Origin of the sequence: Caulobacter henricii, assembly GCF_001414055.1 — a bacterium.
In the GTDB taxonomy this organism is placed as follows: Bacteria; Pseudomonadota; Alphaproteobacteria; order Caulobacterales; family Caulobacteraceae; genus Caulobacter; species Caulobacter henricii.
The window spans coordinates 2,170,999-2,194,470 of record NZ_CP013002.1; the positions used below are offsets into that span (position 1 = coordinate 2,170,999).

Here is a 23,472-nt window from a genome sequence, read left to right on the forward strand (position 1 = left end):
GGCGTTATCGCGGCATTGTGACGGTTCTTAAAGCCGCCCTGCTTCGTTCAAGCGGTCCAGAAGCCACTGCCGCGTCGGCGGGAGTGGCCGGTTCAGCGGGCCGAACACAAACTGTTCGAGGAAATGACCGGTGATCTCCAGCCCCGCCTTGACGTCGCCTTCCGCCAATCCGCCCTGGGCCGACAAAAGGAAGGGCGGGAGCGGCAACAGCTTGTCCTTGTAGGGCTCACCAGCCGCGCGGCTGACGGCACGGCCGGTGCGGGGACTGACATAGATAAGGTCATCGAACGAGCCGGTCGCCGCGCATTTGGAGAGATCCAGGCCAAAGCCCAGTTCCTGCAGCAATCCGGCCTCGTAGCGCACATAGACTGCGGGCCAGATGTCCGGGATCTGCAGCACGTTGATCAGGGCCTCCAGGGCATGAAAGGCCCCAGGGTGCGCCTCGCGCTCGGGTAAGGCCCCGGCCGCCAATGAGGCGGCCGATGACAGGCCGGCAAGGGCCAGGGGATCGTCAAACAGCGCCGCCACGCCCTCGCCCATCGGCTCAAGGCTGGCCGCGCCCAGCTGCTCCGACGCCCGGGCACGGTATCGGGCGATCACCCGGGAGCCGGGCTGCAAGAAGGGCTTCATTCGACGCGAGGCAGCACCGGCCACGTGTGCCGCGAACTTTCCGCGCTCCAGGGTTAGAAGCTCGATGATGGCGCCCGTCTCGCCATGAAGACGAGCGGAAAGAACCAGAGCCTCGTCTTCCCATTCCATCTAGGTTGGTGTCCCCCAAGCCACGACCTTCTCCAGCACCGGCCGCCAATCAGGCTCGACCGGCAGGCCGATCACATCGCGCAGGGTCATTTCGAGCTCATCCACCGAAAGGTCGCGCTGCTCGACCAGAGCACCGGTTTGGTCACGATGAGTCAGGCGATTGTTTTTCAGGGCAAAACGCGCGGTCGGCGTCGTGCGCCCGACCGTCATGCTGAAGGTGAAGTGCGAGGACGGGTGGGTATAGGTAAAGAAGTTGACCTGTTCGTAGTCGACGTCGGCCCAGCCCCCCTGAGCCACCTGATAGAGCGGTGCCCAATTGCCCGACAGATTGGCCTGAACCTGCCGCTCGGCCACGCCGTCTTGGCCGGCGTCGATGATACGGAACTGGCCATTGGGACTGTCCTGAACCTCGTGGGAAAACAGGCGCAGCGGCGCAGTCAGCACGCAGCCGCCAAAGCCGGCGTCGGCCAGCCAGGTTTCACCGTCGATATCCACGCCCAGCACCATGTGCGAGCGGGGTCGGGGCGGCGCGCCGACCGGTGCCATCCAAAGCACCCGGGCCATCAGACCCTCGACCTTGAAGCCCACAGCGGTCAGCACCCGCTTGAGCAGTCCGTTCTGCTCGTAGCAGTAGCCGCCACGCCCGGCGGCAATCAGCTTGGCGTCGATGACCGCAGGATCGATCGAAACGCCCCGCCCCATCAGCACGTCCAGGTTCTCGAACGGTATGGCGTCGGGGTGCTTCTGGGTGATGGCGCGCAAGACAGCCAAGGTCGGCTCTCGCGGGCCGCTAAAGCCGATCCGCGCGAAATAGGCATCGAGGTCAACGGCCGGAACGGTCGATGAAAAGACGTTGTCGATCTTGCTCACTGGGGGCGATATTCCCGGTATGTTCTCAATCCTAGGGACAGCCTGACGACGCTGAAGTCAAGCGCCGCGCCCGTCGAAACGAGCGCGGCCCGCCACATCAGACGTCGAAGTCCAGTCCCATGTCGTTGAAGATGCCCCGCTCTTCGGCCCAGTTTTCCTTGACCTTGACGTGCAGGAACAGGTGCACCTTGCGATCCAAGATGTCGCACAGCTCCTCGCGTGAGGCCTGGCCGATCCATTTCAGAGTCTGACCGCCCGCGCCCAGCACGATGGCGCGCTGGCCGTCGCGTTCGACATAGATGGTCTGCTCGATACGGGCGCTGCCGTCGGCGCGTTCCTCGAAGGCCGTGGTTTCCACCGACGCGGCGTAGGGCAGCTCCTCATGGACGCGCAGATAGATCTTCTCGCGGGTGATCTCGGCGGCCAGCAGACGAGCCGGCAGATCGGCAGTCTGGTCTTCGGGATAGAGCCACGGGCTCTCGGGCATCAGGCCCGCAAGGCGTTCCAGCAGATCATCAACGCCAGCGCCGGTGGCGGCGCTGATCATGAACACTTCGGAATAGACCCCCGTGTCGAACAGTTCCTTGGTCACGGCCAGGAGGGTGTCACGCTTGACGCCGTCGATCTTGTTCAGGGCCAGGATCACCTGACGATTGGCGGACTTCAGGCCCTCGATGATGGTCTGGACGTCCTGCACCGAGCGGTGCTCGGCGGGCGTGGCCTTGTTGATGTTCGAGGCGAGCTCCGCCTGGACATCAACGAGGTGGACCGTAACCTCAGCCTCCTCCGAACCGCTCCAGGCGGAACGGACCATGGCGCGATCGAGTCGGCGGCGCGGGCTGAAGATGCCGGGGGTGTCGACCAGAATGATCTGGGCGGCACCATGCATGGCGACACCGCGCACGGGAAAGCGCGTCGTCTGGACCTTCTGGGTGACGATCGAGACCTTGGCCCCGACCATGCGATTGACCAGGGTGGATTTGCCGGCGTTGGGAGCGCCGATGATGGCGGCAAAGCCGGCGCGCGTCGGCAAGGCGGCATTTTGAGCATTGTTTTCAGTCATTGGGCGAGCCTGTAGCACAGCAGGGCAGGAATTCCTCCCCCTGTTGGGTCATTGCCCGCATCGAGGCGCGGGTCGCGGCCTGGCAGCCCATGGCTAGCTGGCTTCAAACAGAACCCGACGCCTTGCCCGGCGGCTCCAGGCGCTGCCGATCCAGAGCCGAAAGGATGTAGTCGGCCAGCCGTTCAGCGGCAGCCGGTGGCGTTCCCCGCGCCTTCAGGAGTGCGACCTCCGCATCCTCCAGGCGCGGAAGGCCTTCCGTGAGGATCGTAAGGTCATCCGGGACCATCTCCCGCGGCAGGACGCTCAGACCCAGGCCGCCCCTCAGGGCGGCCAATTGTCCGGCGAGAGAGGGGCTGGTGTAGGTGGCGCGCCAGGCCCGGCCTGTCTGGTCGAGTGCAGCTATGGCGCGCTTTCGATAGACGCAAGGCGATGGCGCGGCGACCAGCGGCAGGGTCCCGGACCGCTGTACTAGATCTGCATCCAGCCCGACCCAGACCAGTGGCTCACGCCAGACCCTGACACCAAGATCCGGCCCAAGCGGTTCTCGTTTGACCAGAGCCATGTCCAGAGCACCTTCGCGAAGCCGGTCCAGCAGGTTCAGGGTCAAATCACAGGTGACCGTCAGAGCCACCCGGGGATGACTTCGCGCAAAGGCTCCCAGGACCTTTGGGAGGTGCAGGGTGGCGAAATCCTCCGGGGCGCCCAACCGGACCTCGCCCTCGACATCGTCAGCGCCCAGGCCGGCAAGAATCTCGTCATTCAGGCGTAGCAAGCGCCTCGCTTGCGGCAGGAAGGCTTCACCCTGTTCGGTCAGGGCCACATGACGGGGGTCACGCGACAGTAGCGGCTGGCCCAGTTGCTCCTCAAGGCGACGCACCTGCAGGCTGATGGCCGACTGCGATCGCCCCAGGCGCTCACCCGCCCGCGTGAAACTGCGTTGCTCGCAGACAACAAGGAAGGCGCGAACCAAGTCGAGGTCCAGGTTGGTCAACCGCGGCATGGACTACCAATCATTACGTTTTATCATTTTATGTATGACAAAAATAAACAATCAATATGCGACTTCCTCCGTTAGAGCGGCCGCGCGCTAAGACGGCGCCCATCAGCGGAGCGCCTTTTGGACATTCTAGGACAGACCCTGACGGCCGCCAGCAGCAACCTGTTGCAGCCGGCCGTGCTGTTTTTCGCTCTGGGCATGACGGCTGCATTTGCTCGCTCTGACCTGGCGCTGTCACGCGACACGGCCAAGACCTTGTCCCTGATCCTGATGCTTTGCATCGGCTTCAAGGGGGGCGTTGAGGCCCGCACTCACGGTCTGGATGCCGATTTTCTTAAAGCTGCGGCTCTGGGCGTTGCCCTGAGCGCGCTTATGCCGCTGCCAGCATACCTGCTGCTGCGGCGATCGGGTCTGAACGCTGTTACCGCTGCAGCGACTGCGGCGCACTATGGATCCGTGTCGGTCGTGACTTTTGCGGCGGCTCAAGCCTGCCTGTCAGAGGCCGGCCTGACGCCCGGAGGCTATATGTCGGCGGTCCTGGCCCTGATGGAGACCCCTGCTCTTCTGACCAGCCTTGCCATTGCAACCCTGGCCGACCGCAAGGCCAATGGCGGTGCACCCGTGGCGAAGCTTCTGCAAGAGGTTTTGCTCAATGCCGCAAGCGTTGTGCTGATCGGCAGCTTCCTCATTGGCCTGCTGACGGGCCCTTCCGGCGGAGCCCGACTGGCGATCTTCTCGGGACCTGTGTTCCAGGGCGTGCTGTGCCTGTTCCTCCTGGATTTGGGCGTCAAGGCGGGTCGACAGCTCACCTCGGCACGAACCCTGACGGTACCTGTCGTCGCCATGGGACTCTTGCTTCCACTGCTCGGCGCTGCCACGGCCCTCGTCTTGGGCCACTTGCTCGGCCTGGCTCCTGGGGATCTGGCGATGCTGGCCGTCCTGGCCGGATCGGCCTCCTATATCGCGGCACCCGCCGCCATGGGGCTTGCCCTGCCCAAAGCCGATGCCGGCGTCTATCTGACCCTGGCACTCGGCGTGACCTTTCCGTTCAACCTCACGATCGGCATACCGCTCTACGCGCTGGTCGCCGGTCAACTCACAGGCCTTTAGCCAGGCCTAAGCCGCGCCTTCCCGGTCCAGGAGCGCCCTGGCGGCCGCTTTCTCAGCCTCCTGGCGGGAGCGGCCGTCGGCGAAGATCGGGTCCAGGCCAGCGACGGTGACCTGAACCGTGAAAACCGGCGCATGATCAGGACCTTTTCGATCCTTGACGGCATAGGTCGGCAACGGCTTGCCCAGGCCCTGCGCCCACTCCTGCAGGGCGGTCTTCGGGTCTCGCGGCTTGCCCTGGGCGGCGCGGTCAAACTCTGCGCTCCATAGGTCCAGAAACACCCGGCGTGCCGTTTCCAACCCACCATCGCGATACAGGGCCGCCATCAGGGCCTCGCAGCCCCCGGCCAGAATGGAGTCGGTCTCGCGACCACCGATCTTGCTGGATGAGGCCGACAGGCGCAGGGCCGGGCCAAGCTCGGCAGCCCGGGCGACCCGAGCGCAGGTCTCGCGGCTGACCAGGGCATTCAGGCGCGGTGCCAGCTCGCCTTCCTTGGCCTGCGGAAAACGCTCGGCCAGAGCTTCCGCGGCCAACAGGCCCAAGACGCGGTCGCCGATGAACTCCAGCACCTCGTTGTCGGCCGTCTTCTTGGAACCGTCCCCCACGCTCGCATGGGTCAGGGCCTGTTCCAGAAGCTGGCGATCGGCGAAGGCATGGCCAATCCGTCGTTCCAGGTCGCCGACGGCAGCGACCCGCTTATCCTTGACCAAGGGAGTCCGCCTCGATCACTTCAGGACGCGGAAGAAGCGGCTCGGACGGGCGTCCAGCACCCAGGTCCAGGGCTTGAACAGCGCGGCATTGCGGTTCCAGGAAAGCAGGATGATCTGGGCCTTGCCGACAAGGTTCTCTGCCGGCACGAAGCCGACGCCGATCTCATCACCAATGTATTGGTCCAGCTCATAGTCCCACTTGCAAGTGCCCGATCCGGTCTTGAACGGCGAAACGCCCGGATCGAAACGACTGTCAGCCGAGTTGTCCCGGTTGTCGCCCATGAAGAAATAGCAGCCTTCCGGCACGGTATAGACACCCGTGTTGTCTCCGCGGCTGTCAGGGCCGTAGTCCTGGGTCTGATACTTGCGGCCTTCAGGATTGGTTTCCTCGAAGCGCTGGACCTGCTGGGTGAAGCCATAGCCCATGTCGACCAGGGCCGGTTGACGGGCGGCCTGATCGAGCGGCTTGCCATTGATAGTGACGACGCCACCGCGCACCTGGACCTTGTCGCCCGGCATGCCGATCAGACGCTTGATGTAGTCGGTGCGATTGTCGCGCGGCAACTTGAAGACAATGATGTCGCCACGCTTCGGCGCATTGTTGAGGATTCTGCCGTTGAACAGCGGCGGGCTGAACGGGATGGAATGCTTGCTCCAGCCATAGCTGAACTTGCTGACGATGATGTAATCGCCTTCCAGCAGGTTGGGCTCCATCGACCCGGACGGGATGGTAAAGGGCTGAAAAAGCAGGACGCGCAGCACCAAGGCTATGCCCAGGGCATAGGCCACAGTCTTGACGATCTCGATGAATTCCTTGATCGCGCCGCCCTGTTCGTCAGGGTGCGCGTTTTCGTCGGCGGCGTCGGTCATGCGGGCGCTGGACTCTCGAGCAGAAGGGTTCCGGCGGACCGGACAGGCTTAGCTAGACGCGCTTTATGCATCGGGCAAGCTTCAGGGCAGTTAACTCGACTTCATGGCGGCGAAAGGGCAACTCGCCGGCCTCTACTCATCCTCGAGCAGAAGACGGATTTCTACGGTCCCGCCGGCCTCATAGACGGGATTGCCCGCGAGACACGACCCCGCGTCCTCCAGGCTGTCTGCGGCGATCCGGATGAACCCCGCCAGATGGTCAGTCGAAGGCCGAACTGCCCCATCCTTCCGGAAACAGGCCCCGTCGCCGAGGCTGCTTCCACCGCGGAGACGCCCGGCCTCGGCGAGTCCGTCGAGATAGGCCGGCCAAGCCGCTGCGGCCTCATCGACCGCGTCAACGTGCATCAGCAGCAGATACTCACTCATCCGACGGTCGCTCTCGCAGGGTGCTAAAGGGCCTCGATGATCACGAAGGCCTGGGCATAGGGATGATCATCTGTCAGGGACAGATGAATGACGGGCGTCATTCCGGCCGGCACCATCGAGGCAAGCTGCGCCGCAGCACCGCCTGTCAGAGCAAGGGTCGGCTTGCCAGAGGGCAGGTTGACCACGCCCATGCCCGCCAGATGCACACCCCTCTTCAGGCCCGTGCCCAGGGCCTTTGAACAGGCCTCCTTGGCCGCGAAACGTTTGGCATAGCTGCTGGCCCGGTCCGGCTTGCGCTCTGAACGCGCTCGCTCGATCTCCGTAAAAACCTTGTGCGTGAACCGATCGCCGAAACGCTCCAGGGACTTCTCGATCCGCCGGATGTCACACAGGTCGGATCCGATGCCGATGATCACGCTGCCAGTTCCGCGCGAGCGGCTTCCATCAGGGCCCGCATGCGATGGATCGCCTCGGGCAAGCCCACAAAGATCGCCTCACCAATCAGGAAATGCCCGATGTTCAACTCGGCAATCTGAGGGATGGCCGCAATCGGCTTGACGGTCGCATAGTCGATGCCGTGTCCGGCGTGGACTTCCAGCCCGAGGTTGGCGGCCAGGTCCGCGCCATCCTGAAGCCGGCGGAGAATGGCTGCAGCGCGATCGACCTCGCCCGCGCGCGCCGCATCACAATAGGCCCCTGTATGCAGTTCGATCACCTGGGCACCCAGACGGTGGGAGGCCTCGATCTGCCCGGCTTCCGCATCGATGAACAGCGACACCCGGCTACCGGCATGCCGAAGGCGCGCGGTTGCGGCGGCGATGGCGTCATAGCCTCGCACGACATCGAGTCCGCCTTCGGTCGTGACCTCTTCGCGACGCTCCGGCACCAGGCACGCTGCATGAGGGCGGGCCTGCAGGGCGATCCCGACCATCTCATCGGTGACGGCCATCTCGAAATTGAGAGGCTTGCCCCGCTTGAGGCACAGGTCGGTGAGTACCGCGATGTCGGCATCGGAGATATGCCGCCGGTCTTCTCTCAGATGGGCGGTGATGCCGTCGGCTCCGGCGGCCAGGGCCAGCTCAGCAGCACGGACAGGTTCTGGATAGCTGGATCCGCGCGCGTTCCGGATCGTCGCCACGTGGTCGATATTGACGCCCAAGCGGACGTTCGTCTGATGTTCGCTAAGAATCTTACCGCCCTCGATCGCGATCGGCGGCCGAATGCGGGCCGTCATGAATAGTCTATCGCCTTCCGCCCAAGGGGTGGAGAGCAGAAAAGCACCGACCTTACAGTTCTGGTCGTCCGGTTGATTAGGCCATGGACAAGCCCGCCGCACACCGGCGAAAGTCGTCGCCCAGACTGTGGCGGATAAGCAAAATGATCCTGAAGACTGCGCGCGCCTTGGCGCTGACCCTCCTGCTGAGCACGACGGCCCACACCGCCCTGGCGGCCCCGGCGATTACGGCCGGCAAGCTCAAGGCGCTCAAAGCTCAGGCGGTGGCAGGCGTCGAGTCGCGGGCCAAGCTGTCCCAGGTCATGAACGACACGATCTTCTCGTTCGGAGAGCTCGGCTTCCAGGAGATCGAGACCTCGAAGTACATCACCGGGGTCTTGGAGGAGAACGGTTTTACCGTGGTGCGCGGCGTGTCGGGCATCCCCACGGCCTGGACCGCGACCTGGACGAACGGCAAGGGCGGTCCAACCATCGCCTTCGGCAGCGACATAGACTGCATTCCCAAGGCCTCGCAGAAGCCTGGCGTGCCATGGCATGATCCGATCGTTCCCGGCGCGCCGGGCCATGGCGAGGGCCACAATTCCGGCCAAGCCCTGAACGTCGTTGCGGCCCTGGCGCTCAAGGATCTCATGATCAAGGAGAACATTGCCGGGACCCTGATGCTCTGGCCTGGCGTCGCCGAAGAACTGGTGGCCGGCAAGGCCTACATGGTCCGCGACGGCGTCTTCAATGGCGTGGACGCCACCATTTTCACCCATGTCGGCTCCAACCTCGCCACTACCTGGGGACAGCCGTCGGGCACGGGCCTCGTGTCCGTGAAATACAATTTCCATGGCGAGTCCGCTCACTCGGCCGGAGCCCCCTGGCGGGGTCGAAGCGCGCTGGACGCGGTGGAGCTGATGAATATCGGCTGGAACATGCGTCGCGAGCATTTGCGGCCCGAACAGCGCTCGCACTATGTCATCGTCGACGGCGGCGATCAGCCCAACGTCGTGCCGTCCGAGGCCAGCGTCTGGTACTATTTCCGTGAGCAGACGTTCGACGCGATCAAGAAAAACTACGCCATCGGCGACAAGATCGCCCAGGCAGCGGCCGACATGACGGATACCAAGGTCGACCACCAGGTGATCGGCTCGGCTGCGCCTCGCCACTTCAACCGGCCGATGGCCGAGGCCGCCCAGGCCAATATCGAGGCCGTCGGCCTGCCGGTCTGGACCGCCGACGAGCAGGCCTTCGCCAAGGCCGTTCAGACCAATATCGGCGCGCCCAAACAGACCGGCCTCGACATCAAGCTGAAAGGCCTTTCTGCGCCCGATCCCAAACCGGAAAGCGGCGGCTCGGACGACATCGGCGACATCTCGTGGATCATGCCGACCATCACGATCAACTATCCCTCAAACATCCCTGAGCTTCCTGGCCACCACTGGGCCAACGCCATCTCGATGGCCACGCCGATCGCCCACAAGGGCGTGGCGGCGGGCTCAAAGGTTGTGGCGATGACGGCGCTGGATCTCCTGACCCAGCCCAAGCTGCTCGCCGCAGCCAACAGCTATTTCAAGGACGTCCAGACCAAGGACCAGAAGTACGTGCCTATGCTCGCAGCGACCGACAGGCCGCAGACCCAGATCAATGCGGGGATCATGGCCACTTACCGGCCGGCGATGAGCAAGTTCTATTATGATCCCAGCAAATACGGGACCTATCTGGAACAGCTGGGTGTCGAATGGCCGGTCAAGCAGCTGACGCCCCCGTCTACCAAATAGGGGGCGGCCTGTTGACTACTGGGCTTTGAGCCGGCGGCTGCCGGGATCCTCGATGGGGATCGCGGCCAGCTCCGGCGGCAGGGCGTCGGCAGGATAGGCCGGCACTTCCAGGCTGCACAGCGAGACCAGCGGCACACCGACATCAACCTTTCCGCCAGAGCGATCGACGATGCAGGCCGCCGCGATAACGTCGCCCCCGGCCTCCTGGATCGCGGCGATGCACTCGCGCGATGACAGGCCGGTGGTGACGATGTCCTCAATCATCACGACCTTCTGGCCGGGTTCGAGGTGGAAACCACGGCGGAACTTGAAGCCCCCACCCTCGCGCTCGACATAGATCGAGGCGACGTTGAGATGGCGTGCAGTCTCATAGCCCGGGATGATGCCACCGACGGCGGGGGAGACCGCCACATCAGGCTGACCGACAGTGGCGACGATCTTCTCGGCCAGGGCCTTGCACAGGCGCTCGCAGCGCTCGGGTCGCATGAACACCAGGTTCTTCTGCAGGAAGACCGGGCTGTGCAGGCCGGAGGACAGAACGAAGTGGCCTTCGCGGAGGGCACCAGCAGCTCGAAATTCGTCGAGAACATCATCATTGGTCATGGCCGGCGGCTATACCGCACCCTGACGGGTCCGCCAATCACCTTGCACATCGGCCCGGATCCCGCTCTATCCCGGCCATGAGCGATCCCCAACGCCCGCGCATCGGCTGCGGTGCAGCCATTCTCGACGATCAGAATCGCCTCCTGCTGGTCAGGCGCATCAAGGCTCCCGAGGCCGGTCACTGGGGCGTGCCGGGTGGCAAGCTGGATTGGGGCGAAGCCGCGCGAACCTGCGCGGAGCGCGAAATCTCGGAAGAACTGGGGATCAACATCCTGGCCGGTCCGGTCCTGGCCGTGACAGACATGATTTCCAAAGACTATCACTGGGTGGCGATCACCTATCGAGCCACGAGCTTCGAGGGTGAGCCGTCGATCCAGGAAGACCACGCCCTATCGGCCTGGGGCTGGTTTCCGCTGAGCGCCCTGCCCTCGCCCCTGACCGCCGCCACCGCCGATGCGGTGGCCGCCCTGCAGGCCTAGCCGCGCGTTCGGTCGACCGTCTCGACCGACGGGCAGGCTCTCAGGGCCGCAGAGATATTGGTCAGGTGCTTGGCGTCTCGCACCTCGACATCGATGTCGGTGTCGAAGAAGTCGCTCTGGCGATGATGCATGCGCAGATTGACGATGTTGCCGCCGGCCTCACCGATGATCGTGCAGACCTGACCGAGCACACCGGGCGCGTTCTGGATCGTTGCGTGGAGGCGGGTCAGGGACACCGTCTCGCGCTCGGCTTCCGGCGTCCAGTTGAGGTCGCGCCAGAGATCCTCGCGGTCCTCGTAGTCGGCCAGCTTGGGGCAGTCGATGGTGTGGACATCGAGCCCTTCACCGTCCTCGCGCAGGATGCCGACAATGCGATCGCCCGGCACGGGACTGCAGCAATGGGCAAAGTGCAATGAAACGCCCGGTGTCAGACCACCGCCGCGCACGTAAAGCCTCGCGCCCTTGCCGCCCTCGATCTTGCGCCGGGCCGAGGCGGCGGCCATGTCGCTGTCCTTCATGCCCGGGAAAGCCGTTTCGAGGACCTGGCTGGGCGACACCCGTCCGCGGCCAACGGCATCAAACAAAGCGTCTTCGTTTTCGAGGGCGAACCGCTCCAGGATCGGCCGCAAGGACACGTCCTTCAGCTTCTTGCCGGCGCGCTCGAAGATCTGCTCCACCGAGGCTCGCCCGAGGCGCAGGAACTCTTCCTTCTCGGTCTGGCGGATATGCCGACGGATCGCGGAGCGCGCGCGCCCGGTGACGGTCAGGGAACGCCAGTCTGGCGGCACCACCGGCTTGGCCCCCCGGATCACCTCAACCACGTCACCATTGTTGAGGCCCGTGCGCAGGGGCTTCAGTTCGCCATTGATCTTCACGCCGATACAGGTGTCGCCGACGCTAGTATGGACCGCATAGGCAAAGTCCAGCGGCATGGCCCCGCGCGGCAGGCTGACGAGTTTGCCCTTCGGCGTGAAGACGAAGACCTGGTCCAGGAACATCTCGAGCTTGGCATGCTCGACCAGTTCCTCGGCGTCGCCGCCATGCTCCAGCACCTGGACCAGCTGTCGCAGGTTGGCCAGCGGATCGCGACCGCCAGCGGCCTCCATACCTTCCAGATCAAGTCCGTAGGAGGCGTCCTTGTAGCGGAAGTGCGCGGCCACGCCCTCCTCATTGACGCGATCCATGGCCTCCGTACGGATCTGCATCTCGATGCGCATGCCGCGCGGCCCGACCACCGTGGTGTGCAGCGAACGGTAGTTGTTGCGCTTGGGCGTCGAGATGAAGTCCTTGAAGCGATCCGGCACGCTTGACCAGGCGCGGTGCACCACACCAAGGGCGCGGTAGCAGTCTTCCTCACCGTCGACGATCACGCGAAACGCGTAGATGTCGGACATCTGCGAGAAGCCGATCGACTTGCGCTGCAGCTTTCGCCAGATCGAATAGGGGGACTTCTCCCGCCCATAGGCCCGGGCCGGAACCCCGGCTGTCTCCAGACGCGCCGCGATTTCCTGGCTGACCAGGGACACCGCCCCGCCCTGTTCGGCACGCAGGGTGTCCAGCCGCCGGATAATCGCGTTCCGGGCCACGGGATTGGTATGCTCGAAACTGAGCTCTTCCAGTTCCGTGCAGATGCGATGGCAGCCGATGTTGCGGGCCAGAGGCGCGTAAATGTCCCGCGTTTCGCGAGCGATACGCTCGCGCTTGGCCTGGCTCTTGATGAAATGCAGGGTCCGCATGTTGTGCAGACGGTCGGCCAGCTTCACGAGCAGGACGCGAACGTCCTTGCTGATCGCGAGGATGAACTTTCTCAGGTTCTCGGCCTGCCGCGAATGCTCGGCCTGCAACTCCAGCTTCGAGAGCTTGGTTACGCCTTCGACCAGTTCGGCGATCTCGTCGCCAAACAGGCCGGCGATATCCTCGCGACTGACCGGCGTATCCTCGATCACATCGTGCAGCAGGGCCGTAACGATGGTCGCAGTGTCGAGCCGGTACTCGGTCAGAATCCCCGCCACCTCGATGGGATGGGCGTAGTATGGATCGCCGCTGGCACGGGTCTGGCTGCCGTGCATCCGCATGGCATAGACATAGGCGCGATTAAGCAGGGCCTCATCGGCCGTCGGGTCATAGGAATGAACCCGTTCGATCAGCTCATACTGACGTAGAAACTTCTGGCGCGGCTTCTGCGCCGGTGTGGCCTCGCTGGAGGCCTGAAACGAAGACGCGCCCGAATCGACCTCGGCTTGAGGATCGACGGGCGCGCGTTCGGATGGAGCGGCGGCAGGCGCCGCTTCAAGGGTCAGAGGGTCTGTGCCGTCGGGGCTCAGTATCGCTCCTCCTGGCCGCCGTCGCGGTCGCTTTGCAGGGCGCGAACCAGTTCCAGCTCGCTCATTTGCATGTGGCTCGGATCCGCCAGCAGAGCCAGGGTCTCGGCCTCTTCTTCAGCCTCGGTATGCTCATCAACGCGCTGCAGCGTGCTGATCAGTTGCTCCTTGAGGCCTTCGTGATCGACGACGTCATCGGCGATTTCACGCAGGGCGACGACGGGGTTCTTGTCGTTGTCGCGGTCAACCAGCAGGGCGGCACCGGCCGAAATGCCGCGCGCCCGGTGGGCGGACAGCAGGACGAGCGCAAAGCGGTTCGGAACCTTCTCGACGCAATCTTCGACGGTGACGCGGGCCATGAATTCCTCGGGCTAGCCGTGATGCTCTACAAAATACGGGTCCGAGCGGCGTAACGCAACGCCGCTGAGGTTGTCGCCCATCTTTCGCGAGGGGGCGCTTATGCCTGCTTCGCGTCAGGAAGTCCAGCGCATGACGTTTCAGGGCCTGGCATCGCGCCCAACCTTGGCAGCGTCCGCCAAACGTACGGCAAGCTCACCGCTGACCGGATGCCGCCAGCCAGGCGCAATCTCGGCCAACGGCCCCATGACGAACAGACGCTCATGGGCTCGCGGGTGTGGCACGGTCAGGCCACCGGAGATCACCTGTCGGCCATAGGCGATCAGGTCCAGATCCAGTGTTCGGGGCGAATTGGCCACCTCGCGGTCACGCCCGAAGCTGGCCTCAATACGATGCAGAGCGGACAGGACGGCCGACGCGTCATGCGCGGCATCTACCAGCACGACGCCATTCAGGAAGGGTGGCGCAGAAGCATCAGGCCAGGCTGCGGATGTCCACCAACCCGACCGATGAGTCACTTGCAGCCCCTCGGCGGGAAACGCGACCAGTGCCGCTTCCAACAAGGCCTCGCGACTCGTATAGGGTCCCGCAAGATTACTGCCGAGAGCCACGATTATGGCCTCGTCCAATCCATTTTGATCGACCACATTTTTCAAGGATTTGCCGCTTTGACCTTTTATCCGACCGACCGCCTCGCCCTCTTCATAGACGGGGCCAACCTTTACGCCGCTGCCAAGTCCCTGGGCTTCGACATCGACTACCGCAAGCTGCTCGACGAGTTCAAAAAGCGCGGCGTCCTGATCCGGGCCTATTACTACACCGCCATCAACGAGAACGACGACTATTCACCGATACGTCCTCTGGTCGACTGGCTTGACTACAATGGCTTCACTCTGGTGACCAAGCCCGCCCGCGAGTTCACCGACAGCCAGGGCCGCAAGCGTTGGCGTGGGGACATGGATGTCGAGATCGCCGTCGACATGCTGCAGATGGCCGAAACAGCGGATCACCTGGTGCTGTTCTCCGGCGATGGCGACTTCCGCGCCCTGGTAGAGGCCGTGCAACGCAAGGGTCGTCGGGTGACCGTCGTCTCGACGATGAAGAGCCAGCCGCCCATGACCAGCGATGACCTGCGTCGCCAGGCCGATGACTTCGTCGATCTGAACGACCTGGCCAACATCATCGGCAGACCGCAGCGGGCACCAGCACCGCGTCCTCTTTCAGATGCCCGCACCCTCGCCGAGCGCGAAGCTGAAGATGAGTACTGAGCAACCGTCCAATATCCCCGGCGAGGCTGTCCCCTCCCCAGCTGAGCCGGCACGCGACTGCCCTCTGTGTCCTCGGCTTGTGGCCTATCGACGCGAGAATCAGGACCTCTATCCCGACTGGTTCAATGGGCCGGCTCCATCCTTTGGCGACCGCGAGGCCCGACTTCTCGTCGTTGGCCTGGCACCGGGTCGCAAAGGAGCCAACCGCACCGGGCGCCCCTTCACCGGCGACTTTGCCGGGGCCCTGCTTTACGAAACCCTGAACAAGTTCGGCTTCGCCACCGGCAGGTTCGAGGCGCGGGCGGATGACTCGCTGAGACTGGTCGGCAGCGTGGTGACCAACGCCGTGCGCTGCGCGCCACCCGGCAACAAGCCCGAGACCAGCGAAGAAAATGCCTGTCGACCCTTCCTGACCAAGCGGATCGAGGCCCTTCCCAGGCTCAAGGCCATCGTCACCCTCGGCGACGTCTCACGCCGCAATGTCCTGAAGGCCCTGGGCCTGAAGGCCTCCGCCGGCACGCCGGGCCACGGCTCCGAGTTTCAGGCCGGCCCCTATAGGATCTTCAACAGCTATCACTGCTCACGGCTCAACACGAATACCGGCCGGCTTACGACGCCCATGTTCGAGGATCTGTTTGCAAGGGTCAGAGACTATCTCGATACAGAGGCCTAAGCGACAAGGCCGCTGACCTTCAAGCGGACCCTGGCCAGGATGTCGTCAGCCGTCACAAACAGGGTGTGGCCGTCCTCGCCAAAGGCGCAGTTTGCGACGGAACGTCCTAGATCGATGACGCCGATCAGATCACCCTTGGGTGTGAGCACCAGAACCCCACCCGGTCCCGTGGCGAAGAGCCGGCCTTCAGTGTCCAGGCACATGCCGTCCGGCAAGCCGGGACCGCCCGCCCGGAGCAGGGGCATGGCGTCAAAGAATACCTGGCGATGGACTGGAAGGCCGTCGTCCCCGAGGTCATAGGCCATGATCACCGGACCATCCGGATCCGAGACCGCCACATAGAGCCGGCGCTCGTCTGGTGACAGGGCCACCCCGTTCGGAAAGGTCAGCTTGTCGTCGACGACCAGCAAGCTGCCATCGGGCCGGAGAAGATAGACGCCGTTGAAGGCCAACTCCTTGACCGGAGAGTCATTGAGCCCCGTCAGGCCGTAGGGCGGATCAGTGAAATAGACAGAGCCCGTCCGAGAGACGGCGAGATCGTTGGGGCTGTTGAACTTCTTGCCCTTGTAGCGATCGACAACGGTGGTCTTCTGATGGGTCTTCAGATCGACCCTGTAGATCGCCCGATTGCCATGATCGCAAACCAGGAGTGCACCGGATGCGTCCAGTGCCAGTCCATTCGATCCAGGTTCCCTGAAGGCCTCGGTTGGAGGCCCGTCATAGCCGGAGGGCTTGAGGAAAACGGTCGCCCCCTCGGACTCGCTCCAGCGATACATCACATTGGCTGGCACATCGGAAAAGACCAGATAGCCGCCGTCCTGCACCCAGACCGGCCCTTCTGACCAGACAAAGCCTTCGGCCAGCATTTCGATCCTGGCCTCGCCCTCGACCACCGCATCAAGCGAGGGAGACAAATGGCGTATGCGTCCCACAGTCGGACGAGCGGCATGAGCAGACACCGAGACACCTCCGGCAAGAACGGCAGCACTGGCCCCGAACAAGGTGGAACGGCGCGTCGGCGACATGTGGCAGGACCCTTCAAAATGACAGCGATGTCATATTGCTATTTCGGCCAGCTGGCGACCCGCCTTGTGTATTGGTTAGGAAAGTCAGCTGCGTACGCGTGGCACGGCATCGAGCCAGCGCGCATAGGCTGCCTCGCGCTCGTGCAGACCCAAGCCGGGCGTCAGCGCCTCCGCTGTTGGACGGGCCGCAACAGCCTCATCCTCAGAAGCATAGAGTCCAGCCCCAAGGCCGGCGAACAAGGCCGCACCGAGGGCTGTTGTTTCCAGATAGCTCGCTCGCTGGACCCGCATGCCGGTGAGATCAGCCAAGCGTTGCGAGAACCAGGCGCTCTTGGACATGCCCCCATCAATCCGAAGCTGTGCGTCGTCTCCGAAAGCATCCGGCGCATCGGCCCGCATGGCCTCGATGAGGTCCCGGCTCTGCAAGGCGCAGGAATCAAAGGTTGCCGCCGCGATTTCAGCCAGGCCGGCGTCACGGGTAAGCCCGAAGATAGCGCCGCGTGCGCCAGCATCCCACCATGGCGCACCGAGGCCCGTGAAGGCCGGCACCACCACTACGCCGTGATCCGGCCGGGCTGTACGCGCCAAAGCTTCGGCCGCGCGTGGGCCACCGGTGATGCCAAGGCCTTCTCCAAGCCATTGCACGGCTGCACCCGCGACGAAGATTGATCCCTCAAGGGCATAGGTTGTCTTGCCGGCAACCCGGGCCGCCACGGTCGTCAGCAGGCGTGACCGCGACACCGGACGGGCTTCACCGGTATTGATCAGCATGAAACAGCCTGTGCCGTAGGTCGCCTTCATCTGACCGGGGCGAATGCAGCCCTGGCCCATCAGGGCCGCCTGCTGATCTCCCGCCACGCCCCGGATCGGTACTTCACGTCCGAGAATCTCGGTCGCTGTGACGCCATAGTCATCCGCGCAATCGAGCACACGCGGCAGCAGATTGGCCGGGACATCGAAGAGCTCGAGCATGGGCGGAGACCAAGCCTGCGCCTCAATGTCGAAAAGCAGCGTTCGCGAGGCATTGGTGGCGTCGGTGGCATGCACCTTTCCCGCCGTGAGCCGCCAGATCACCCAGCTGTCGATGGTGCCGCACAGGAGCTCACCGGCCTGTGCACGCGCCCTCGCTCCCTGAACCCGGTCAAGGATCCACGCGATCTTCGGGCCTGAGAAATAGGGGTCCAGCAGAAGGCCGGTCACCTCGGCCACCCTGGCCTCATGCCCGTCAGAGCGGAGGCGGTCACATACGTCCGCCGTACGGCGGTCCTGCCAGACGATAGCAGGATGAATGGGCCGGCCTGTCGACTTGTCCCAGACCACGACAGTTTCACGCTGGTTGGTCACACCAATCGCCACGACATCGGAGACGGCGCGTCCAGACGTCTCCATCGCCTCGCGCAGCACAGCGACGCAGGCGGCGAAGATCTCTTCGGCATCGTGCTCCACCCAGCCGTCCGCCGGATAGCTTTGCCGCAGGGGTCGGGTGGCGTCCGCAAGGGCCGCGCCCGTTGCGTCGAACAGGATCGCACGGGTGCTGGTAGTGCCCTGGTCCAGAGCCAGAATCAGTTGTTCAGCCACGTCCTCGCCTCCCCCTTGTTGCTTCGCCCGCGACAACCCGCCGCTGTTCTTGTCGATTGTTGGGTCACACCGTTTAAGCATGTTTTCATTTGCAGGCAGCAAGGTCATCCTCACTGCATTCAGGATTCGAGGAGGCTGGTCATCCAAGCCGTCCAAACCGCAAAGCTTCTGAACCTGGCGCGCAGTCGCGATCCGGGCGACCGTGAGCGACTGCTCAGCGGCATCATCGAGCTCTGCGAAGCCGGGCAGGCTGCCGGTGCGCCGACGGATCCCGATGTTCAGCGCCTGCTGGACTCCATCTTCATGACCCTGGTTGTCGAGGCCGAGCGCGACATCCGGCAACGTTTGTCCGAGCGTCTGGCAGATGCGCCCTGGGCCCCTTCGGCCCTGATCAACATTCTGGCCCTCGATGAAATCGAGATTGCGCGGCCGATCATCGCCCGTAGCCCCGTGCTCCAGGACCATGACCTGATCCGACTGATGGTCCAGGCCACACTCGAGCACCAGATCGAGATCGCTCGCCGCCCTCGCCTTTCGGCCTCTGTCGTCGAGGCCATTCTTGCCCGTGATGAGCCTGCAGTCCTGACGGCCATGGCGAGCAATGAGACCGCCGAAATCTCGGCGGATGGTTTGCGACGCCTCGTTGGCCGCGCCAAGGATGTGGTTGCCCTGCGCTCTCCGCTCGCCCGCCACCCGCTGTTGTCGAGCGAACTGGCCGAGCAGCTTTATCTGTGGGTTGGACGCGCCCTGCGCGAAGCCCTCACAACCCGCTTTCACCTTGACCCCGAGACCCTGGCCGATGCGGTCGGCGAGACCCTGCGCGCCGCACATCAGGGTGAAAAACCGGCCAATGAGAGCGACCTTGAGCCTGACGATGAGCGTGAGGACATGGAACGTTCGCTTGTCGAGAAGCTCGACGCGGCGGGTCAGCTCCGGCCAGGCTACCTGCTGCGCGTGTTGCGCGAGGGCCGCCTGCCGCTCTTTGTCGTGGCGCTGGCGAGACTGGGTCAGTTTGACAGCGGCCAGATCCGGCGCGCAATCGACAGCAACCGCCCGGAACTCCTAGCCCTGGCCTGTTCGGCGGTGGGCATCGACCGCAGCGTGTTCCCTACCATTCTGGACCATGTTCGCCAGTTGAACGGTGGCCGGCCCGGCGGCGGCGATGAGGGTGCCAGGCGTGCTGGCAGCGCCTTCGGTCCGTTCACGCCGGACATCGCAGGAATGGCGTTCAGACAGGCTGTCAGCGCGGTTTGACAAGCCGGTTGGCTTCGCGCCTCTTGAGCGTGATGTACCAGCCCCAGCCCTTCCTGACTCGCCTGACGTTCAAGGCCAGCGACAGGCCCGAAGCCGAAGAGGCCCGCGAGCGCCTGATCGCCCGTTATGGCGATGTCGGAGAGGATTCAGCCCAGGTGATCGTTGCCCTGGGCGGTGATGGATTCATGCTCGAAACCCTGCATGCTGCCATCGCCAGCCAGACACCGATCTACGGCATGAACCGCGGCTCTGTTGGCTTTCTGATGAACGAGTACAGCGAAGATGGGCTTCTGGAGCGGATCAATGCCGCCGAACGGGCGACGATTCATCCTCTCGCCATGACCGCCATCGACTCACAGCGCCGCAACCATCGCGCCCTGGCCATCAACGAAGTCTCCTTGCTTCGACAGACCCGACAGACCGCCAAGCTCCGGATCTCGATCGACGGCAAGGTCCGGATGAGCGAACTGGTGTGCGACGGTGCCCTGATTGCGACGCCGGCCGGTTCGACGGCCTATAATCTCTCGGCCCATGGCCCGATCATTCCGATCGGGGGACAGGTGCTGGCCCTCACGCCAATCAGTGCCTTCCGTCCCCGCCGCTGGCGCGGGGCCCTTCTCCCGCGTTCAGCGCGGATCACTTTCGAGATCCTCGAGGGCGACAAACGTCCAGTCAGCGCCGTGGCAGACAATTTCGAGGTTCGTGATGTCCTTGAAGTGCACATTTCCGAAGACCGTGACACCAGCTTGGCGATGCTTTTCGACGCCGGCCGGAGTCTTGACGAGCGCGTACTCACTGAGCAGTTTTCGGCCTGAGGCGTCGGCCGCAGAGAAACGGATGTCTCACGCGTTGTTAACGCCTGCTATGATACCCAATACCAACTGTGCGCCGCCGGGGAGGCGATCTTGACGACTAAGCCAACCGCCGAAGTGATCCAGGTTCCGAATATGCTGAAGCTGAAAGTCGGCGGACGCGGCGGCATCGACATGGCAGCAATCGCCAAGGCGGAAGCTGCGCTCAAGAGCCTGTCGGGCAATTTTGCACAATGGCTTCAGGACGAAATCAGCAAGCTCGAGGCCGCGCGTCAGGACGTAAAGACCGAAGGATTGAACGCCACGACGGTCGAGGCCCTCTATCTGCGGGCCCATGATCTGAAGGGCCTCGGCGCTACCTACGAATTCCCGCTGATCACCCGAATCGCCGCTTCACTTTGCAAGCTGATCGACGAGCCGGACACGCGCCTGTCAGCCCCGATGTTCCTGGTGGATGCTCATATCGACGCCATCAAGGCTGCCGTGCGCGGCGACATCAAGGTCGACACCCATCCGGTTGGCAAGGCCCTGGCCGAAGAACTTGAAGGTCGGGTTACAGAGTACCTGGCCGGCTGACCGTCTTCAGATCAGGCCGAACAGGCCTCTGAGATAGGGATTGAGCATTCGGCCTTCCGGATCGAGCTCAGCCCGGACTTTCAGGAAATCATCCCAGCGCGGATAGAGGGCTGCCAGCTGCTGACCACGCAGGTTGTGCAGCTTGCCCCAGTGCGGGCGTCCACCATGACGGCGGAAGATCGGTTCGATCAGTTCATAGAAGAATGAGAAATCGTCCTTGTAGTGCGTGTGCACGGCGATCGATCCGCGAGGCCCGCCATGGAAGGGCGACAGCCAGGCATCATCGGCCGCGATCCGACGCACCTCGATCGGGAAGAACACGTCAGGCCGCTCCTGCTCTATCGTCGCGACCACTTCAGCCAGGACCTCAAGCTGGGCGTCGACCGGAAGATGGAACTCCATCTCGTTGAAACGAACCGGCCGATCCGTTGAAAGGAGCTTCCAACCTTCGTCGACGGCCGTCTCCGGTTTGGCACTGGCCAGCAGTGCCCTGGCAGCCGCCTTTCGCAGGGGCACCGAGAACCCGAAAAGGTTTCGCAAGGCCTTGAGTGCGTCGAGAAAGGCTGAGTCCTGGTCCGGGCCCCTCACTTCGGCCGGATCGTCTGTCTCATCGTGGCTGATCCCGACCGCCAGGCCCGTAAACGGTACGGCATAGAACTCGAAATTCCGATGCTGCGCCCAGCGGGCCTCGGCTTGGCCCAGAGCCTCATCGAAGGGCTCGATCCAGACGCGACGACGAACCCTTCGATTGGCGATGGTCTTCAGCCTGACCTGGGAGATCACGCCGAGCGACCCGAACGAAACCTTTGCAGCCTGGAAGATGTCAGCGTCGCGGCCAGCATCACAGTCGATCACGCGCCCGTCCGGCGTCACGAGGCGAAGCGCCGTCACATCGCCGTGCAAGGCTTGCAGCTTGACGCCCGTGCCATGGGTCGCCGTAGCCAGGGCACCGGCGAGAGATTGCTTGTTGATATCGGGCAGATTGGCCATCGCCCGCCCCTTGGCCGCCAACGCTGGGCCCAGAGCCCCAAGCCGAGTGCCCGCCAGGACCACGGCCTCATCGCCCTGCCACTCCGTTACGCCCGACATGGCGTCCAGGGAGACCATGGTCCCATTCGTCGGAACCAGAGCCGTAAAGGAATGACCGGCACCGACCGGCCGGATCGGAGCCGACGCAGTCTTGAGCATGCGGGCCAGTTCAGCCTCGTCCCTCGGGGCCAGGCGCGCCGAGGGATAGGCGGTCTGGATTCCGGACCAGTTGCGCCACAGAAGTTTGCCGTCAGGGCTGACCGACTTCGGCGCGGGGGGCTCGGGCTTGTCGTGGGTAGCGGTCAGATAGACCCCGCCACCGGCCGCCACGGTTGCCAGCACAGAACTGCCCGCGACCAGTGCCCCTCGTCTCGAGATCATGCGTTCCCCCAAGCCTATGCGGGGTCTTCGCGCCCCGCCATGAATCGTATCAGGCCCTGGAAATCCGCCGGTGCGCAAGCCACGCACTGGCCCGAGGCCGGCATGGCCTTGAAACCCTGGATGGTATGGTCGAGCAATACGGCCTCGCCCTGCTTCCAGCGGGGATCCCAGGCCACGCGATCCCGCACGAGCGGCGCGCCCGTGCCAGGTGAGGCATGGCAGGCCTTGCAGGAGGTCTCGTAGAGGTCAGCCAAGCGGGCATCAGTGGGCTTCAGCTGCAACGCCTCTTCCGGCGTGGGGGCCGGCGGAAGCTTTTCGCTGCAGCCCGACAGGGCCAGGGCCGCAACAGCAAGAAGCACGGCAGCACGCATCAGGCGCCTATCCCGTTCAGGCGCTTCGCAGCGGTAACAGTGTTGGCCAGAAGGCAAGCGATGGTCATGGGGCCGACGCCTCCCGGTACGGGCGTGATGGCTCCCGCCACCGCCTTGACCTCGTCGAAGGCCACATCCCCGACCAGACGGGTCTTGCCTGCTGCAGCTGCAACGGGATCGCGGGACGGGAATCGGCTGATCCCGACATCGATGACCACCGCGCCCGGTTTGATCCAGTCGGCCTTGACCATCTCGGCGCGCCCGACGGCGGCAACCACGATATCGGCCTGACGGACGATACCGGGAAGGTCCTGGCTGCGGGAATGGGCAATGGTTACCGTGCAGTCGGCAGCCAGAAGCATCTGGGCCATGGGCTTGCCCATCAGATTGGATCGGCCAATCACGACCGCGGACTTGCCGCGCAAATCGCCGAGCGCGTCCTTCAAGAGCATCATACAGCCAAGGGGCGTGCAAGGCGTCAGGGCCGGCAATCCGCTGGCAAGGCGGCCGGCATTGGTGACGGTCAGGCCATCAACGTCCTTGTCCGGCGAGATCGCTGCCACGATATCCGATTGCTTGAGATGATCCGGAACCGGGAACTGCACCAGAACGCCATGGATTGACGGATCCGCATTCAGCTTCCCGACCAGGGCCAGAAGGTCGTCCTGGCTGACATCGGCAGGCAGACGGTGTGTCTCGGAGTGCATGCCTGCAGCCAGGGTCTGCTCACCCTTGTTCCGGACATAGACCTGGCTGGCGGCATCGTCTCCAACCAGGACAACGGCAAGCCCGGGCGTGACGCCATGCTCGACTTTCAGAGCCTGAACATCCGCTGCCACCTGCTCGCGCAGTTTGGCTGCGAACGCCTTGCCGTCGATGATCCTGGCCTCAGACATGGGCGCCTCCCTGTTTCGCTGTGCCTAACCGCTCGTTTTGCTGCGCGCA

General features: G+C 63.9%; 26 protein-coding genes. 8 read left to right on the forward strand and 18 right to left on the reverse strand.

Annotation, left to right across the window (positions count from 1 at the left end; genetic code table 11):
- Positions 1-27: 27 nt before the first annotated feature.
- The 4 genes from recO to AQ619_RS10125 all read right to left on the reverse strand — a co-directional run bounded on the left by recO (position 28) and on the right by AQ619_RS10125 (position 3,692).
- Entirely contained in the window at positions 28-759 is a 732-nt protein-coding gene (gene recO / locus AQ619_RS10110; protein WP_062146915.1) for a DNA repair protein RecO, read from the reverse strand.
- Positions 760-1,620, reverse strand: coding sequence for an arylamine N-acetyltransferase family protein (locus tag AQ619_RS10115; RefSeq protein WP_166504337.1), 861 nt, complete (start codon positions 1,618-1,620; stop codon positions 760-762).
- Between the two features lie 106 nt (positions 1,621-1,726).
- A complete protein-coding gene (gene era / locus AQ619_RS10120; protein ID WP_062146918.1) occupies positions 1,727-2,692 on the reverse strand; it encodes a GTPase Era in 966 nt (321 codons plus the stop codon).
- A 103-nt stretch (positions 2,693-2,795) separates the two neighbouring features.
- The gene (locus AQ619_RS10125) at positions 2,796-3,692 is read right to left on the reverse strand and encodes a LysR substrate-binding domain-containing protein (RefSeq protein ID WP_062146920.1); all 897 of its coding nucleotides are present in this window, start codon (positions 3,690-3,692) and stop codon (positions 2,796-2,798) included.
- A gap of 117 nt (positions 3,693-3,809) precedes the next feature.
- Here AQ619_RS10125 and AQ619_RS10130 point away from each other — a divergent pair, with 117 nt between their 5' ends.
- On the forward strand, positions 3,810-4,799 hold the full coding sequence (locus AQ619_RS10130; protein ID WP_236849446.1) for a sodium-dependent bicarbonate transport family permease: 990 nt from the start codon (positions 3,810-3,812) through the stop codon (positions 4,797-4,799).
- Between the two features lie 6 nt (positions 4,800-4,805).
- Here AQ619_RS10130 and rnc read toward each other — a convergent pair whose 3' ends face one another.
- The 5 genes from rnc to AQ619_RS10155 all read right to left on the reverse strand — a co-directional run bounded on the left by rnc (position 4,806) and on the right by AQ619_RS10155 (position 8,037).
- Positions 4,806-5,507 (reverse strand): ribonuclease III, encoded by a 702-nt coding sequence (gene rnc, locus AQ619_RS10135; RefSeq protein ID WP_062146922.1) that lies wholly within the window; start codon positions 5,505-5,507, stop codon positions 4,806-4,808.
- A 15-nt stretch (positions 5,508-5,522) separates the two neighbouring features.
- Positions 5,523-6,377: a signal peptidase I gene (lepB, locus tag AQ619_RS10140; protein ID WP_062146924.1), complete on the reverse strand. Its 855-nt coding sequence runs from the start codon at positions 6,375-6,377 to the stop codon at positions 5,523-5,525.
- A 132-nt stretch (positions 6,378-6,509) separates the two neighbouring features.
- Positions 6,510-6,803: a YciI family protein gene (locus tag AQ619_RS10145; RefSeq protein WP_062146927.1), complete on the reverse strand. Its 294-nt coding sequence runs from the start codon at positions 6,801-6,803 to the stop codon at positions 6,510-6,512.
- Positions 6,804-6,826: 23 nt separating this feature from the next.
- Positions 6,827-7,219 (reverse strand): holo-ACP synthase, encoded by a 393-nt coding sequence (gene acpS / locus AQ619_RS10150; RefSeq protein WP_062146929.1) that lies wholly within the window; start codon positions 7,217-7,219, stop codon positions 6,827-6,829.
- Positions 7,216-8,037, reverse strand: a complete 822-nt coding sequence (locus tag AQ619_RS10155) for a pyridoxine 5'-phosphate synthase (RefSeq protein WP_084745907.1) — start codon at positions 8,035-8,037, stop codon at positions 7,216-7,218. Before AQ619_RS10155 ends, acpS begins: the two co-directional genes overlap by 4 nt.
- 143 nt (positions 8,038-8,180) lie before the next feature.
- Between AQ619_RS10155 and AQ619_RS10160 the strand changes: the two genes are divergently transcribed.
- Positions 8,181-9,800, forward strand: a complete 1,620-nt coding sequence (locus AQ619_RS10160) for an amidohydrolase (RefSeq protein ID WP_062146931.1) — start codon at positions 8,181-8,183, stop codon at positions 9,798-9,800.
- Between the two features lie 15 nt (positions 9,801-9,815).
- Here AQ619_RS10160 and pyrE read toward each other — a convergent pair whose 3' ends face one another.
- Positions 9,816-10,403, reverse strand: coding sequence for an orotate phosphoribosyltransferase (pyrE, locus tag AQ619_RS10165; RefSeq protein WP_062146933.1), 588 nt, complete (start codon positions 10,401-10,403; stop codon positions 9,816-9,818).
- A 77-nt stretch (positions 10,404-10,480) separates the two neighbouring features.
- Here pyrE and AQ619_RS10170 point away from each other — a divergent pair, with 77 nt between their 5' ends.
- Positions 10,481-10,882: an NUDIX domain-containing protein gene (locus AQ619_RS10170; protein WP_062146935.1), complete on the forward strand. Its 402-nt coding sequence runs from the start codon at positions 10,481-10,483 to the stop codon at positions 10,880-10,882.
- On the opposite strand, the gene AQ619_RS10175 is transcribed toward AQ619_RS10170, so the two are convergent.
- The 3 genes from AQ619_RS10175 to folK all read right to left on the reverse strand — a co-directional run bounded on the left by AQ619_RS10175 (position 10,879) and on the right by folK (position 14,207).
- The gene (locus AQ619_RS10175) at positions 10,879-13,029 is read right to left on the reverse strand and encodes a RelA/SpoT family protein (RefSeq protein ID WP_084745909.1); all 2,151 of its coding nucleotides are present in this window, start codon (positions 13,027-13,029) and stop codon (positions 10,879-10,881) included. The two genes, AQ619_RS10170 and AQ619_RS10175, sit on opposite strands and share 4 nt — an antisense overlap.
- A gap of 173 nt (positions 13,030-13,202) precedes the next feature.
- Positions 13,203-13,562 carry a DNA-directed RNA polymerase subunit omega gene (gene rpoZ / locus AQ619_RS10180; protein WP_035049486.1) on the reverse strand — a complete coding sequence of 120 codons (360 nt, stop codon included), beginning with the start codon at positions 13,560-13,562 and terminating at the stop codon, positions 13,203-13,205.
- 138 nt (positions 13,563-13,700) lie between these two features.
- Positions 13,701-14,207 (reverse strand): 2-amino-4-hydroxy-6-hydroxymethyldihydropteridine diphosphokinase, encoded by a 507-nt coding sequence (gene folK, locus AQ619_RS10185; protein ID WP_335338055.1) that lies wholly within the window; start codon positions 14,205-14,207, stop codon positions 13,701-13,703.
- Positions 14,208-14,228: 21 nt separating this feature from the next.
- Between folK and AQ619_RS10190 the strand changes: the two genes are divergently transcribed.
- Both AQ619_RS10190 and AQ619_RS10195 read left to right on the forward strand, forming a co-directional pair.
- Positions 14,229-14,828 (forward strand): LabA-like NYN domain-containing protein, encoded by a 600-nt coding sequence (locus tag AQ619_RS10190; protein WP_062146941.1) that lies wholly within the window; start codon positions 14,229-14,231, stop codon positions 14,826-14,828.
- Positions 14,818-15,501, forward strand: a complete 684-nt coding sequence (locus tag AQ619_RS10195; protein WP_062146943.1) for a uracil-DNA glycosylase — start codon at positions 14,818-14,820, stop codon at positions 15,499-15,501. Before AQ619_RS10190 ends, AQ619_RS10195 begins: the two co-directional genes overlap by 11 nt.
- Here AQ619_RS10195 and AQ619_RS10200 read toward each other — a convergent pair.
- Together AQ619_RS10200 and glpK are read right to left on the reverse strand one after the other, a co-directional pair.
- Entirely contained in the window at positions 15,498-16,415 is a 918-nt protein-coding gene (locus tag AQ619_RS10200; RefSeq protein ID WP_236849447.1) for an SMP-30/gluconolactonase/LRE family protein, read from the reverse strand. The genes AQ619_RS10195 and AQ619_RS10200 overlap by 4 nt on opposite strands.
- A gap of 195 nt (positions 16,416-16,610) precedes the next feature.
- Entirely contained in the window at positions 16,611-18,104 is a 1,494-nt protein-coding gene (gene glpK / locus AQ619_RS10205) for a glycerol kinase GlpK (RefSeq protein WP_062146948.1), read from the reverse strand.
- A gap of 168 nt (positions 18,105-18,272) precedes the next feature.
- Here glpK and AQ619_RS10210 point away from each other — a divergent pair, with 168 nt between their 5' ends.
- From AQ619_RS10210 to AQ619_RS10220, 3 genes are all read left to right on the forward strand, one after another.
- Positions 18,273-19,358 carry a DUF2336 domain-containing protein gene (locus AQ619_RS10210; protein WP_062151540.1) on the forward strand — a complete coding sequence of 362 codons (1,086 nt, stop codon included), beginning with the start codon at positions 18,273-18,275 and terminating at the stop codon, positions 19,356-19,358.
- A 32-nt stretch (positions 19,359-19,390) separates the two neighbouring features.
- Positions 19,391-20,173 carry an NAD kinase gene (locus AQ619_RS10215; protein WP_062146950.1) on the forward strand — a complete coding sequence of 261 codons (783 nt, stop codon included), beginning with the start codon at positions 19,391-19,393 and terminating at the stop codon, positions 20,171-20,173.
- Between the two features lie 90 nt (positions 20,174-20,263).
- On the forward strand, positions 20,264-20,746 hold the full coding sequence (locus AQ619_RS10220; RefSeq protein WP_062146952.1) for an Hpt domain-containing protein: 483 nt from the start codon (positions 20,264-20,266) through the stop codon (positions 20,744-20,746).
- Positions 20,747-20,752: 6 nt separating this feature from the next.
- Here AQ619_RS10220 and AQ619_RS10225 read toward each other — a convergent pair whose 3' ends face one another.
- From AQ619_RS10225 to folD, 3 genes are read right to left on the reverse strand one after another with little or no spacing between them, the layout of a single operon-like run.
- The gene (locus AQ619_RS10225) at positions 20,753-22,156 is read right to left on the reverse strand and encodes a D-arabinono-1,4-lactone oxidase (RefSeq protein WP_062151543.1); all 1,404 of its coding nucleotides are present in this window, start codon (positions 22,154-22,156) and stop codon (positions 20,753-20,755) included.
- Positions 22,157-22,170: 14 nt separating this feature from the next.
- Positions 22,171-22,527 carry a c-type cytochrome gene (locus tag AQ619_RS10230; RefSeq protein WP_062146954.1) on the reverse strand — a complete coding sequence of 119 codons (357 nt, stop codon included), beginning with the start codon at positions 22,525-22,527 and terminating at the stop codon, positions 22,171-22,173.
- Positions 22,527-23,423, reverse strand: a complete 897-nt coding sequence (gene folD / locus AQ619_RS10235; protein ID WP_062146956.1) for a bifunctional methylenetetrahydrofolate dehydrogenase/methenyltetrahydrofolate cyclohydrolase FolD — start codon at positions 23,421-23,423, stop codon at positions 22,527-22,529. Before folD ends, AQ619_RS10230 begins: the two co-directional genes overlap by 1 nt.
- Positions 23,424-23,472: the final 49 nt, after the last annotated feature.

Coding starts and splice junctions, on each gene's coding strand:
- recO (WP_062146915.1), bottom strand. CDS start 759: ATGGAATGGGAAGACGAGGCTCTGGTTCTTTCCGCTCGTCTTCATGGC.
- era (WP_062146918.1), bottom strand. CDS start 2,692: ATGACTGAAAACAATGCTCAAAATGCCGCCTTGCCGACGCGCGCCGGC.
- AQ619_RS10125 (WP_062146920.1), bottom strand. CDS start 3,692: ATGCCGCGGTTGACCAACCTGGACCTCGACTTGGTTCGCGCCTTCCTT.
- lepB (WP_062146924.1), bottom strand. CDS start 6,377: ATGACCGACGCCGCCGACGAAAACGCGCACCCTGACGAACAGGGCGGC.
- AQ619_RS10145 (WP_062146927.1), bottom strand. CDS start 6,803: ATGAGTGAGTATCTGCTGCTGATGCACGTTGACGCGGTCGATGAGGCC.
- AQ619_RS10155 (WP_084745907.1), bottom strand. CDS start 8,037: ATGACGGCCCGCATTCGGCCGCCGATCGCGATCGAGGGCGGTAAGATT.
- AQ619_RS10160 (WP_062146931.1), top strand. CDS start 8,181: ATGATCCTGAAGACTGCGCGCGCCTTGGCGCTGACCCTCCTGCTGAGC.
- pyrE (WP_062146933.1), bottom strand. CDS start 10,403: ATGACCAATGATGATGTTCTCGACGAATTTCGAGCTGCTGGTGCCCTC.
- AQ619_RS10170 (WP_062146935.1), top strand. CDS start 10,481: ATGAGCGATCCCCAACGCCCGCGCATCGGCTGCGGTGCAGCCATTCTC.
- rpoZ (WP_035049486.1), bottom strand. CDS start 13,562: ATGGCCCGCGTCACCGTCGAAGATTGCGTCGAGAAGGTTCCGAACCGC.
- AQ619_RS10195 (WP_062146943.1), top strand. CDS start 14,818: ATGAGTACTGAGCAACCGTCCAATATCCCCGGCGAGGCTGTCCCCTCC.
- AQ619_RS10215 (WP_062146950.1), top strand. CDS start 19,391: ATGTACCAGCCCCAGCCCTTCCTGACTCGCCTGACGTTCAAGGCCAGC.
- AQ619_RS10225 (WP_062151543.1), bottom strand. CDS start 22,156: ATGATCTCGAGACGAGGGGCACTGGTCGCGGGCAGTTCTGTGCTGGCA.
- AQ619_RS10230 (WP_062146954.1), bottom strand. CDS start 22,527: ATGCGTGCTGCCGTGCTTCTTGCTGTTGCGGCCCTGGCCCTGTCGGGC.
- folD (WP_062146956.1), bottom strand. CDS start 23,423: ATGTCTGAGGCCAGGATCATCGACGGCAAGGCGTTCGCAGCCAAACTG.